Raw genomic sequence first — 13016 nt, 5'->3', positions numbered from 1 at the left:
CGCCGCATCGCTGCGATGGGGCCTCAAGCTGCCCGCCTATTTCAGATCCAACCACCCGCCTGCAACACAAAAATCCCGATATTCGTGGTCACCGCCGCCATCAACGTGGTGATCACGATAATCGCGGCCGCCAACTCATGATTACCCTCCGCCGCCCTGGCCATTACAAAGCTCGCGGCGGCCGTGGGCGCGCCGAAATACAGAAACAGAATCCCCAACTCCGGCCCCCGGAACCCCAGCAACCAAGCGCCCAACGTGGCGATCACTGGTAGCCAGATCATCTTCATCAGGCTCGCGCTCAACGCCATGTTGCCGCTCTTGCGCAGCGCGGCCATGGACAAGGTGCCACCGATGCAAATCAACGCCAGCGGCAGCGTGGTATCGGACAGGTACTGCAAGGATTTCTCAAGCCAACCGGGCACGCCGATCTGGAAGTACGCGAACGGCGTAGCGACGATCACGCTGATAATCAGCGGGTTGGCCAATACGCTTTTGAAGATGCTCCACGGGTCGGACTTGATCACCGGGCTATAGACCGCCAGCACAATGGTCGACAGCGTGTTGTAAAAGAGGATCACCAGCGCGGCGAGGATCGCGCCCAGGGATATGCCGTAGTCGCCGTACATACTGGCCGCCAGTGCCAGGCCGATGACCCCGTTATTGCCACGAAACGCGCCTTGGGCGTAGATGCCTCGGTCTTCGCGCTTGCAGCGAAAGATCGCCCAACCCCAGGCCACGGCAAAGCTCACCAGGGTGGCGACGCAGAAGTAGATGAGCAGGCCCGGCTTGAGCGCCGAGTGCAGGTCGGCATGCAGAATGCCAAGGAACAGCAGCGCCGGCATGGCCACGTTGAACACCAGGGACGATGCGGTGTGGATAAAGTTGTCATTGATCCAGTTGATGCGCTTTAGAAACACGCCCAGGAACAGCATGGCAAACACCGGCGCGGTGATGGTGAGGGTGGTGAGGAAGATTGCCAGCATGCCGGAGAGAACCTTGGTGGGCGTCGTTAGTTGGCTAATGATAAGCCATAGAGCCTGTGGCGTCTGGTAGGGCGCTTTCGCGAGCAAGCCCGCTCCCACATTTAGTCGCATTCCAAAGGTAGAACTCGGTCAAAAGTGGGAGCGGGCTTGCTCGCGAAGGCAGCGACACGGTCTCAGGTAATCGGCGCCGGGTTGAACAGCGTGATGTCGTTATGCAGCTTATGCCGCTCTGCCCAGGTCTGCTTCTTGCCGCTGGCCACATCCAGATAGAAGTGGAACAGCTCCCAGCCCAACTCCTCGATACTCGCCCGCCCCGTGGCAATGCGCCCGGCGTCGATATCGATCAGGTCCGGCCAACGCTGGGCCAGTTCGGTGCGGGTGGAGACCTTCACCACCGGCGCCATCGCCAGCCCGTACGGCGTGCCGCGCCCGGTGGTGAACACGTGCAGGTTCATCCCCGCCGCCAGTTGCAAGGTGCCGCAGACAAAATCACTGGCCGGTGTGGCGCAAAAGATCAGGCCCTTTTCCTTGAAGCGCTCGCCAGGGCCAAGCACGCCGTTGATGGCACTGCTGCCGGATTTGACGATGGAGCCCAACGACTTCTCGACAATATTCGACAGCCCGCCCTTCTTGTTACCCGGCGTGGTATTGGCGCTGCGGTCTGCCTCGCCCTTGGCCAGGTAACGGTCATACCAGTCCATTTCCCGGACCAGCTCGCGGGCAACGTCCGGGTTCTTCGCGCGTGACGTCAGCAGGTAAATCGCATCGCGCACTTCAGTCACTTCGGAAAACATCACCGTCGCGCCGGCACGCAGTAACAGATCCGAGGCATACCCCAGCGCCGGGTTGGCGGTGATGCCGGAAAACGCATCGCTGCCGCCGCACTGCATGCCCAGGATCAACTCGGAGGCCGGCACGGTTTCGCGGCGACGCTGGTTGAGTTTTTTCAAGCGCACGTCGGCCAGGGCCATGATCTGCTCGATCATTTCAGTAAAGCCGTGGCTGGAATCCTGCAAGCGATACAGCCATGGCTCGCTGAGGTCCACGGAGCTGTCGTTATCGTGCATCACCTGCCCTGCCTGAAGCTTTTCGCAGCCCAGGCTGATCACCAAGGCCTCGCCGCCCAGGTTGGGGTTGCGCGCCAGGTTGCGCACGGTGCGGATGGGGATATAGGCATCCGTCGCCGTAATCGCCACGCCGCAGCCGTAGCTGTGGGTCAGCGCCACCACATCATCGACATGCGGGTACTGGGGCAGCAACTCGTCCTTGATGCGCTTGACCGCATGGTCCAGCACGCCGGTAACGCATTGCACGGTGGTGGTAATGCCGAGGATATTGCGCGTGCCCACGGTGCCGTCTGCATTGCGATAGCCCTCGAAGGTAAACCCCTCCAGGGGCGCCTGGGTTTCAGGCACCTCGGTGGACAGCGGCAAGCTGTCCAGCGGCGGTGCGGTGGGCATGCGCAACTGGTCCTCCTGCACCCAACTGCCGCGAGGAATCGGCGCCAGGGCATAACCGATGGTCTGGCCGTAGCGAATAATCTGGCCGCCCTCGGGGATGTCTTCCAGCGTCACCTTGTGGCTCTGCGGGATGAAATCCACGGTGACCAGGCCGTCGGGAAACTCGGTACCGGCGGGTACCCCTTGATCGTTCACCACGATCACCACATTGTCGCGCTCGTGCAAACGGATCGAGCGCGGCGAGTCAGCATGTTCAATCAACTGCATCACACGAACCTCAGGAATGCGCTTGGGAAAGGTTGGTCAACTCCGGGCCTTTGGTGGGCGGCTCCTTGAGCACCACGCGCTTGATCGGGCCGACAATCACCAGGTAGCTGAATACCGCCACCAGCGCGTTGGCGCCGACGAACACCAGCGCCCATTTGAACGAGCCGGTGGTGCTGATGATGTAGCCAATCACAATCGGTGTGGTGATCGACGCCAGGTTACCGAAGGTGTTGAACAAGCCGCCACTGAGCCCGGCGATTTGTTTCGGCGAGGTGTCGGACACCACCGCCCAACCCAATGCGCCAACGCCTTTGCCGAAGAAGGCCAAGGCCATGAAGCCCACCACCATCCATTCGATGTCCACGTAATTGCACGCCACGATGCTGCTGGAAATCAGCAGGCCACCGATGATCGGCGCCTTGCGTGCGAAGGTCAGCGAATGGCCTTTGCGCAGCAGGTAGTCGGAAATCACCCCGCCGAGCACCCCGCCGATAAAGCCGCAGATCGCCGGTAACGAGGCAATGAAGCCGGCTTTGAGGATGGTCATGCCACGCTCCTGCACCAGGTACACCGGAAACCAGGTCAGGAAGAAGTAGGTGATACCGTTGATGCAATACTGGCCCAGGTAGACGCCAAGCATCATGCGGTTGGTCAGAAGCTGGCGGATGTAATCCCACTTGGGCCCGTCGGTTTTCTTACCCTTGCCCTTGTCCTGATCCATATCGACCATCGCGCCATTGGCGGCGATGTGATTGAACTCGGCCTCGTTGATCATCGGATGCTGGCGCGGGCTGTGGATAACTTTCAGCCAGATCAGCGAGAAAACAATGCCGATCACGCCCATCACGATAAACACGTGCTGCCAGCCAAAGCGATAGACGATCCAGCCCATCAACGGCGCGAACAACACCGTGGCGAAATACTGGGCCGAGTTGAAGATCGCCGACGCAGTGCCGCGTTCCGCCGTAGGAAACCACGCCGCAACAATACGGGCATTTCCCGGAAACGACGGCGCCTCGGCCAAGCCCACCATAAAGCGCAGCATGAACAGCGCGACCACCGCAGTGGAGACGCCAAACTCACCGACATAGCCTTGCAGCACGGTGAACAGCGACCAGGTGAAGATGCTCAGGGCATAGACTTTTTTCGAGCCGAAACGGTCGAGCAGCCAGCCACCGGGAATTTGCCCGGCCACGTAGGCCCAACCGAATGCAGAGAAGATATAACCGAGGGTGACCGCGTCGATGCCGAGGTCTTTTTGCAGGCTGGAGCCGGCGATAGCGATGGTGGCCCGGTCGGCGTAGTTGATCGTGGTCACCAGGAACAGCATGAGCAGGATCAAATAGCGGACATGGGTCGGCTTGGTCGCTTGCATGTAGAAGTACTCCCACTAATTATTTTTTTTGCGGGTAATCATTTTTTTTGCCGTGGAAACCGCACTATGTGGGAGCCGGGCTTGCCCGCGATGCAGGCACCTCGGTGTGTCAGCGAGACCGAGGTGAGGCTATCGCAGGCAAGCCAGCTCCCACCTGGAGCCGGTGCCACGGGGTGCTGCGTGTTACGAACCGATGTAGCTGGTTTTCACCACGGTGTAGAACTCTTGCGCATAGCGACCTTGCTCACGCGAACCGTAGGATGAGCCCTTACGGCCACCAAATGGAACGTGGTAGTCCACCCCCGCCGTCGGCAGGTTGACCATCACCATTCCAGCCTGGGAGTGGCGCTTGAAGTGGTTGGCATATTTGAGCGAGGTGGTGGCGATGCCGGCCGACAAGCCGAACTCGGTGTCATTGGCCATTGCCAGCGCCGCCTCGTAGTCCGCCACGCGCACCACGTTGGCCACCGGGCCGAAGATCTCTTCACGGCTGATGCGCATCGCCGCTTCACTGTCGGCAAACAGTGTGGGCGCCAGGTAATAGCCTTCGGTGTCGCAGGTGACCAGGCCGCCACCGCTCACCAGCCGGGCGCCTTCGCTCTGGCCGATGTCGATGTATTTCATGTCCTGATCCAACTGGGCCTGGGACACCACCGGGCCAATGTCGGTACCACTATGCAAAGCGTGGCCGACCTTGATCGACTTCATGCGCTCGGCCATGGCGGCGACAAACTGGTCGTGGATCCCCGCGGTGACAATCAAGCGGCTCGAGGCGGTGCAACGCTGGCCGGTGGAGTAGAACGCACTCTGTACCGACAGCTCGACAGCCTGCTTGAGGTCGGCATCGTCGAGAATGATCTGCGGGTTCTTGCCACCCATTTCCAACTGCACCTTGGCCTGGCGCGATACACAGCTGACGGCGATCTGACGCCCAACACCCACAGACCCGGTGAAACTGATGCCATCGACTTTCGGGCTGTTGACCAGCACGTCGCCGACCACACGGCCACTGCCCATCACCAGGTTGAACACACCGGCAGGGAAGCCGGCGCGGGAGATGATTTCGGCCAAGGCCCAGGCACAGCCCGGCACCAGTTCGGCAGGCTTGATCACCACGCAGTTGCCGTAGGCCAGGGCCGGAGCGATTTTCCACGCGGGGATGGCGATCGGGAAATTCCACGGGGTGATCAGGCCCACCACACCGAGGGCTTCGCGGGTCACTTCAACGTTGACGCCCGGGCGCACCGAAGGCACGTAATCGCCCGACAGGCGCAGGCACTCACCGGCGAAGAATTTGAAAATATTGCCGGCGCGGGTCACTTCACCAATGGCTTCGGGGAGGGTCTTGCCCTCTTCCCGGGCCAGCAGGGTGCCGAGTTCTTCACGACGGGCGAGAATCTCGCTGCCGACTTTATCCAGCGCATCGTGACGCGCCTGGATACCGGAGGTGGACCACGCCGGGAACGCGGCGCGGGCAGCGTCGATGGCCGCGTTGACTTGGGCCACGTCGGCTTTGGCATATTCGCCAATGGCGTCGGACACATCCGAGGGGTTGATGTTGGTGCAGTAGTCGGCGCCGGTTACCCATTCACCATTGATGTAGTTCTCAAAACGCTTTGCTTGGGACACGAATCTTCTCCTGACGCAAAAGGCCGCTGATTGCTCAGCGGCCTTGTGGATAATTTATTGCGCGCCTTGCTTGTCGATCAGCGCGGCGAGGGCTTCGTACTCTTCCGGCAGCAGGTCGGTCAGTGGCGTGCGCACGGGGCCGGCGTCATAACCGACGATTTTCGCACCGGCCTTGACGATGCTCACCGCGTAACCGGCCTTGCGATTACGGATATCCAGGTACGGCAGGAAGAAATCGTCGATGATCTTGCCGACGGTGGCGTGATCTTCGCGGGCAATGGCGTGATAGAAATCCATCGCCGTCTTGGGGATGAAGTTGAACACCGCCGAGGAGTACACCGGCACGCCCAGGGCCTTGTAGGCTGCGGCGTAAACCTCTGCGGTCGGCAAGCCACCGAGGTAGCTGAAACGGTCGCCCAGGCGACGGCGGATCGACACCATCAATTCGATATCGCCCAGGCCATCCTTGTAGCCGATCAGGTTCGGGCAGCGCTCGGCCAGGCGCTCCAACAGCGGTGCGGTCAGGCGGCAGACATTGCGGTTGTACACCACCACGCCGATCTTGACCGACTTGCACACCGCTTCAACGTGGGCGGCAACCCCGTCCTGGCTGGCTTCGGTGAGGTAGTGCGGCAGCAGCAGCAACCCTTTGGCGCCGAGGCGTTCGGCCTCTTGGGCGTACTCGATGGCTTGGCGGGTAGCACCGCCCACACCGGCCAGGATCGGCACGCTGGACGCGCAGGTATCCACGGCGGTTTTCACCACCTGGGAATATTCGCTGGCCGCCAGGGAGAAAAACTCACCTGTGCCGCCTGCGGCGAACAAGGCGCTGGCGCCATAAGGGGCCAGCCATTCCAGGCGCTTGATGTAACCCGCCTGGTGGAAATCACCCTGGGCGTTGAAATCGGTCACCGGGAAAGACAGCAGACCGTGGGAGAGGATGGACTTCAGTTCTTGTGGATTCATTATTCGAACACCCTGGGCGAAGACTTTCTAACGAAAGGTTGTTGTTGGTTTTGATGATGTCGTACGTCATCGTACAACTATAAATAAATTCGTCAACTGCAATTCATCCGGCGTACTCCTGCGAAGGCTTAAGACGCGGCTCTTGACGTAGGAAATTTCTCACCTATGATCCATATAACTGTATATGCATACAGTTATCACGGAAGATTCCTACGACATAGCAAGGAGCTAACATGTCAGGTCTTGAACTCGCAGCACCCGAAAAAAACCCGCCTACCCTGCGTTTCGAAGGCGGTGAACACACCGCCATCGGCGATGACACCCTGCTTCGCTTCAACAAGGACGCCCCGGCCATCCCTGCGCGCCAAGTCGAACTGCACCTGCCCAACGGGCTCGCGCTGACCTATGGTCAAGTAATCGCCCTGGGCGGCGACTTCTATGGCATCCCCGGCCAACCGATCAGCGATGGCAACTCGCCGTCCGAGCGCGTGCAACGCTTTACCGCGGCCTTCAATTCTCTTGCCGTGTTGCCCGCTTCACGGGAAGAAGCGCAGAAGATCCTGGCGGTGATGCAAAAGGAGATCAACGCCGTCAACCAGGCGATCAAGGACGGCAAACAGCCGCACGAAGCCTACGACGCCCTGGGTGATACGTTGTCCGAGGAGTGGAACCGCATCACCGGCGGCGGCAGCGCTGTTTCGGCCCTCGTGCCACTGGGCCGCTACTTGAAACTGGCAGCGGACAACGCCGACCACTTCGGTGAGTGGGCCTTGTCGGCCTACATGGCCGGCCATACGGCAGCACTGCAACAGGCAGTGGTGGCCCATCAGACCGGCACCGACCAGGCCCTGGAATTGGCTTACGCCATGAACAGCTTTGCCGATCACTTTTTGACCGATCTGTTTTCCGCCGGCCACCTGCGGGTACCGCGCAAACAACTGGCGGCAGTGGTGACGCCAGGAGAACTCGGCTCGCTGATCAGCCGCTTCATGCACGATGAAGACAGTAAATTCGGGCTCAAGGTGCGCAATGCCATGGGCGCTCAGTGGCATGCCTACGGCGACAAGCGCTACTTCGACAGCATTGACGCCGACAATCGCGTGCAGGTCAAACGGGCGGTACAGGCCTCGGCAGATGAAATCTTCGAAACCTTCATCAGCGGCATCGCGCCCTCCCCGGCTGAGTTCAAGGCACCGCTGTATGTGCCCGACCTGAACGCCGCGCAGAACCCGGCGAATAACTTCTCGCCGCTGTTCAAGATAGAGGGGGACAAGGTGCTGCGGCGCAAGGACGTCAACGATTTGAACGACAAGCACTGGACCAATGATTGGTGGGGATGGAGTACGTACTTATTGCTTAAGGACTACAAGCCAAACCAACCCGCCAACTAACGGCTGGCATGATCGTTCCCACGCTCTGCGTGGGAATACAGCCTATGACGCTCCGCGTCACCCTGCGAGCGCTTGAGAAATTCACGCGCATCGGGACGCGGAGCGTCCATAGAGGCGTTACCACGCAGAGCGTGGGAACGATCAGCCCCGCTGCGCCTCTGCCTCTTCATGGGCATGGCGCAGTCGCTCGCGACTGTTGGTCAAATGCAAGCGCATCGCCGCCCGTGCCGCATCCGAATCCTGGCGGGCAATCGCCTCGTAGATCTCTTCGTGTTCGCGGCTCAAGCGGCTCATGTAGTGCTGTTGGTCATCATGGGCCAGGCGCGCCGAATTCAGGCGGGTACGCGGAATGATGCTGGTGCCCAGGTGGGTCATGATGTCGGTGAAGTAGCGGTTGCCGGTAGACAGCGCAATTTCCAGGTGGAAGGCAAAGTCCGACGCCACCGCATCGCCGGCGTGGGCCGCACTTTCATTCAAGGCATCGAGGGCCGCACGCATGGCCGCCAGTTGCTCATCGCTGCGACGCAGCGCCGCGAGGCCCGCAGACTCCACTTCCAGGCTGATACGCAACTCCAGAATCGCCAGCACATCACGCAAGGTCACCACCGTGGCCGGGTCTATGCGAAAACCGCTGGGGCTTGGCGTGTCCAGCACGAAGGTGCCGATACCATGGCGAGTCTCGACCTGCCCCGCCGCCTGCAGGCGCGAGATGGCTTCACGCACCACGGTCCGGCTGACGCCATGGGCGTCCATGATCGCCGACTCGGTGGGCAGCTTGTCGCCGCGTTTGAGCTGGCCATCGCGGATCTGCTCGGACAACACCGTGACCAATTCCTGGGCAAGGCTGCGGCGCTTGCGGGGAAGACGTGGGGCGGCGCTGGCGTTTTCCATGATGAACCATCTTTCTCGACGAACTAAAGACCGCATCATAGCCCATGGTGGTTGTACGATCACCGTTCTGGCGCGACTTTCATCCATATCCTTCACGCAAAAAAAATGCCCCGACCGACGTCGGGGCATTTTTCAGATGGATCTGTAAGCGAAATCCGCCTACTTCACCACTTTCAAGCTTGGCCGACCGCTAGGGCGCGGCGGCTCGGTATCCGGTGGCGGTACATCATCACCGTCTTCGCCTTCGATCGTTTCGTCATCCTCTAAAGGCGACTCCAGATCGAACACCATGCCCTGGCCATTTTCCCGGGCGTAGATCCCGAGGATGGCACCGATGGGCACGAACAGCGTATGGGGCACACCACCGAAACGCCCTTCGAAGCTCACCGCTTCGTTGTCCATGTGCAGGTGGCGCACGGCACTGGGCGATACGTTCAGCACAATTTGCCCGTCACTGGCAAAACCCTGGGGTACCTGAACCGCAGGAAATTCGGAATTGACCAGCATGTGCGGGGTGCAATCGTTGTCCACAATCCACTCATAGAGCGCGCGGACCAGGTAAGGTCGACTGGAGTTCATCAACGGCTCCTTAAGCCTTAGCGCATATCGCGTTCGGCGCCAGACAGACTCGCCTGGAAAGCCTCACGCGCAAACTGGCGCTCCATGTAATCAAGCAACGGCTTGGCCGGCCGTGGCAGTTCAATGCCCAGAATCGGCAAGCGCCAGAGTATGGGTAATAGGCAGCAATCCACCAAGCTTTGTTCCTCACTGAGGAAAAAAGGTTTATCGGCGAACAACGGCGAAACGCCGGTGAGGCTCTCGCGCAATTCCTTGCGCGCCTGCACCCGAGCGGCTTCTTTGGAACGCGAATCCAGGATCACATCCACCAACCCGCACCAGTCACGCTGGATCCGATGGATCAGCAGGCGGCTGTTGGCACGCGCCACCGGGTACACCGGCAGCAAAGGCGGATGAGGGTAACGCTCATCCAAGTATTCCATCACCACGGTCGACTCCCACAACGCCAGGTCACGATCGACCAGGGTGGGCAAGCTGCCGTAAGGGTTCACTTCGATCAGCTTCGGCGGCTGACGGCCCGCCTCCACACTGATGATCTCGGCGCTGACACCCTTCTCTGCGAGCACGATGCGTACTCGGTGGGAATAGTGGTCGGCGGGGTCGGAGTAACAGGCCAACCGGTTGGTCACGCCCATGGCGGTCCTCCTCGCTTGTTGAAATTATCGAAAGCTCAAAAACGAGCGCGCCCAGAAAGCATCCCTGTAACGACCGGTTCAAACCGGCGCTACGTGTTCAGAGATGCCGCTGGGCGCGCAAGATTAACAGCAATTGCTTACGGTTGGATCAATGCACATCCTTCCAGTATTCACGCTTGAGCAAATAAGCGAATACGAAGAAGAAAGCCAGGTACAGCAAGACGTAGGTACCGATGCGCTGATGCTGCAGTTTGACCGGGTTGGCCGAGTAGGCCAGGAAGGTCACCAGGTTCTTGACCTTCTCGTCGAACTGCTCTTCGTTCAGCGTACCGGTCTTGGGCACGATGGTCAGTTGATCGCACGCTTCATGGGTCAGCGGCGTGCCGGTCAACGGATCATATTGCTTCTTGCCGTCTTCAACGACCTGAACCTGCTTGCATCCTACCACTTGGCGCCCCTGCAGGCCGACCAGAACGTTCGGCATGCCGACGTTCGGGAAGACTTTGTTGTTCACGCCATAGGGGCGTGCAGGGTCTTCGTAGAAGGACTTGAGGTAACCGTAGAGCCAGTCGGTACCGCGTACACGGGCCACCAGGGTAAGGTCGGGCGGTGCGGCGCCGAACCAGGTCTTGGCGTCGGCCGGTTGCATGCCGATGTTCATGTGGTCGCCGATCTTGGCACCCGTGAACACCGCGTGGCTGAGCATCACTTCATGGGGAATGCCCAGGTCATCGGCAACGCGCTCGTACCGTTGGAACTTGGCGCTGTGGCACCCCATGCAGTAGTTGGTGAATGTACGCAGCCCATCCTGCATGGCGGCTTTGTCAGACACATCGATATCGACTTTTTCCAGCTGCGCACCATGTTCGGCAGCGAAGGACAGTAGCGGCAGTGCCGCAAGCACGAATGCAACGAGTAATTTTTTCATCAGCCAGTCACCCTTTCCGGAACCGGTTTGGTCTTCTCGAGCCGGGTATAGAACGGCATCAGAATAAAGTAGGCGAAGTACAGGAAGGTGCAGACCTGCGACAGCAACGTCCGCTCAGGGGTGGGCGCCAATACACCCAACACACCCAGGATCACGAACGAAATGCAGAACACCCACAGCCAGATCTTGCTCAGCCAGCCTTTGTAGCGCATTGACTTGACCGGGCTACGGTCGAGCCACGGCAGCACGAACAGCACCGCGATGGCCGCGCCCATGGCGATCACGCCCATGAGTTTGTCGGGGATCGCGCGCAAGATCGCGTAGAACGGCGTGAAGTACCAGACCGGGGCAATGTGCTCAGGTGTCTTGAAGGCGTTGGCCTGTTCGAAGTTAGGCTTCTCCAGGAAATAACCGCCCATCTCCGGGAAAAAGAACACGATCGAGCAGAACACAAACAGGAACACGACCACGCCGACAATGTCTTTCACGGTGTAGTACGGGTGGAACGGAATGCCATCCAGCGGGATGCCGTTCTCGTCCTTGTGCTTCTTGATGTCCACGCCATCCGGGTTGTTGGAACCCACTTCGTGCAGCGCCAGGATATGCAAGACCACCAGGCCCAGGATCACGATCGGCAAGGCCACCACGTGCAAGGCGAAGAAGCGGTTCAAGGTGATGCCGGAGATCAGGTAGTCACCACGAATCCACTGGGTCAGGTCGTTGCCGATCACCGGGATTGCGCCGAACAGCGAGATGATCACCTGGGCGCCCCAGTACGACATCTGGCCCCAAGGTAGCAGGTAGCCCATAAAGGCTTCGGCCATCAGTGCCAGATAGATCAACATGCCGAAGACCCACACCAGCTCACGGGGCTTCTGGTACGAGCCGTAGAGCAGGCCGCGGAACATGTGCAGGTAGACGACGATAAAGAACGCCGACGCACCGGTGGAGTGCAACAGGCGCAGGATCGAGCCGTACTCGACATCACGCATGATGTATTCGACAGAGGCAAACGCCTCTTCCGCCGACGGCGTGTAGCTCATCGTCAACCACACGCCAGTGACGATCTGGTTGACCAGCACCAACAGCGCCAGGGAGCCGAAGAAGTAGAAGAAGTTGAAGTTTTTCGGCGCGTAATATTTGCTGAGATGGTCTTCCCACATTTTAGTGGCGGGGAAACGCGCATCCACCCAATCCATGAACTTGCTCATCACGCGTTCTCCTTGTCGAGGCCAATGACAATGATGTCGTCAGATTCGTAATTGTGAGGAGGAACCGGCAGGTTCAGGGGCGCAGGCTGGGATTTGTAGACGCGGCCGGCGAGGTCATAGTGGGAACCGTGGCACGGGCAGAAATAACCGCCGACCCAGTCTTTGCCCAAGTCGACAGGCGCCACTTCCGGGCGGAAGGTAGGTGAACAACCCAAGTGGGTACACAGACCAACCAGCAGCAGAATTTCTGGCTTGATCGAACGCGCTTCGTTCTTGGCGTAGGCGGGCTGGTCGGACTTTTCGGACGTCGGGTCAGACAGCTGGCCTTCGATCTTCTTCAGATTCCCCAGGATTTCCTCGGTACGACGAACAATGAAAACCGGCTGGCCGCGCCACTCAGCAATCATCTGCTGGCCTGGCTCGATCTTGCTGACATTCACCTTCACCGGTGCACCTGCGGCTTTCGCCTTGGCACTGGGAAACCATGACCCCACGAACGGGACCGCAGCCCCCACCGCTCCTGCAGCACCCACCACGGATGTGGCTGCTACCAAGAAGCGACGCCGGCCTGCATTCACGCCGTCATTGCTCATTCAGTCCTCTCCCATCAGCTTTTTGGCCTGTTAAATCAGGCGTCTACTAAGTGTTGAATCTTTACTTATAAAAATTTTGACGGATGGTAATGAAAAGCCCCACGTATG

The 13016-nt window shown here is 59.7% G+C and carries 12 protein-coding genes; 1 reads left to right on the top strand and 11 read right to left on the bottom strand.

Annotated features, from left to right (window positions below; all coding sequences use genetic code 11):
- Nucleotides 1-41 precede the first annotated feature (41 nt).
- From BMH52_RS06940 to kdgD, 5 genes are all read right to left on the bottom strand, one after another.
- The gene (locus BMH52_RS06940; RefSeq protein ID WP_073843259.1) at nucleotides 42-983 is read right to left on the bottom strand and encodes an AEC family transporter; all 942 of its coding nucleotides are present in this window, start codon (nucleotides 981-983) and stop codon (nucleotides 42-44) included.
- Nucleotides 984-1156: 173 nt separating this feature from the next.
- A complete protein-coding gene (garD, locus tag BMH52_RS06935; RefSeq protein WP_032903376.1) occupies nucleotides 1157-2710 on the bottom strand; it encodes a galactarate dehydratase in 1554 nt (517 codons plus the stop codon).
- A 10-nt stretch (nucleotides 2711-2720) separates the two neighbouring features.
- Nucleotides 2721-4085, bottom strand: coding sequence for an MFS transporter (locus BMH52_RS06930; RefSeq protein ID WP_014716915.1), 1365 nt, complete (start codon nucleotides 4083-4085; stop codon nucleotides 2721-2723).
- Between the two features lie 183 nt (nucleotides 4086-4268).
- A complete protein-coding gene (locus BMH52_RS06925; RefSeq protein ID WP_072447070.1) occupies nucleotides 4269-5714 on the bottom strand; it encodes an aldehyde dehydrogenase family protein in 1446 nt (481 codons plus the stop codon).
- Between the two features lie 54 nt (nucleotides 5715-5768).
- Nucleotides 5769-6680 (bottom strand): 5-dehydro-4-deoxyglucarate dehydratase, encoded by a 912-nt coding sequence (gene kdgD / locus BMH52_RS06920; RefSeq protein WP_003188537.1) that lies wholly within the window; start codon nucleotides 6678-6680, stop codon nucleotides 5769-5771.
- Between the two features lie 233 nt (nucleotides 6681-6913).
- On the opposite strand from kdgD, the gene BMH52_RS06915 reads away from it, so the two are divergent.
- Nucleotides 6914-8071, top strand: coding sequence for a phospholipase (locus tag BMH52_RS06915; protein WP_072434179.1), 1158 nt, complete (start codon nucleotides 6914-6916; stop codon nucleotides 8069-8071).
- 141 nt (nucleotides 8072-8212) lie between these two features.
- Here BMH52_RS06915 and BMH52_RS06910 read toward each other — a convergent pair whose 3' ends face one another.
- The 6 genes from BMH52_RS06910 to petA all read right to left on the bottom strand — a co-directional run bounded on the left by BMH52_RS06910 (nucleotide 8213) and on the right by petA (nucleotide 12908).
- Complete coding sequence (locus BMH52_RS06910; protein WP_003188534.1) at nucleotides 8213-8962, bottom strand: FadR/GntR family transcriptional regulator; 750 nt, start codon at nucleotides 8960-8962, stop codon at nucleotides 8213-8215.
- Between the two features lie 159 nt (nucleotides 8963-9121).
- Nucleotides 9122-9541, bottom strand: a complete 420-nt coding sequence (locus BMH52_RS06905; protein WP_014716912.1) for a ClpXP protease specificity-enhancing factor — start codon at nucleotides 9539-9541, stop codon at nucleotides 9122-9124.
- A 17-nt stretch (nucleotides 9542-9558) separates the two neighbouring features.
- Complete coding sequence (locus BMH52_RS06900; protein WP_003188529.1) at nucleotides 9559-10176, bottom strand: glutathione S-transferase N-terminal domain-containing protein; 618 nt, start codon at nucleotides 10174-10176, stop codon at nucleotides 9559-9561.
- A gap of 148 nt (nucleotides 10177-10324) precedes the next feature.
- Entirely contained in the window at nucleotides 10325-11104 is a 780-nt protein-coding gene (locus BMH52_RS06895) for a cytochrome c1 (protein WP_014716911.1), read from the bottom strand.
- Nucleotides 11104-12315, bottom strand: a complete 1212-nt coding sequence (locus tag BMH52_RS06890; RefSeq protein ID WP_003188526.1) for a cytochrome bc complex cytochrome b subunit — start codon at nucleotides 12313-12315, stop codon at nucleotides 11104-11106. Before BMH52_RS06890 ends, BMH52_RS06895 begins: the two co-directional genes overlap by 1 nt.
- Complete coding sequence (gene petA, locus BMH52_RS06885; RefSeq protein WP_003188524.1) at nucleotides 12315-12908, bottom strand: ubiquinol-cytochrome c reductase iron-sulfur subunit; 594 nt, start codon at nucleotides 12906-12908, stop codon at nucleotides 12315-12317. Before petA ends, BMH52_RS06890 begins: the two co-directional genes overlap by 1 nt.
- Between the last annotated feature and the right edge of the window lie 108 nt (nucleotides 12909-13016).

This window comes from Pseudomonas sp. BTN1 (genome assembly GCF_001907715.1).
In the GTDB taxonomy this organism is placed as follows: Bacteria; Pseudomonadota; Gammaproteobacteria; order Pseudomonadales; family Pseudomonadaceae; genus Aquipseudomonas; species Aquipseudomonas paracarnis.
Note: the sequence above shows the minus strand (reverse complement) of the source record. Positions and strands in the feature narration are given on the sequence as shown.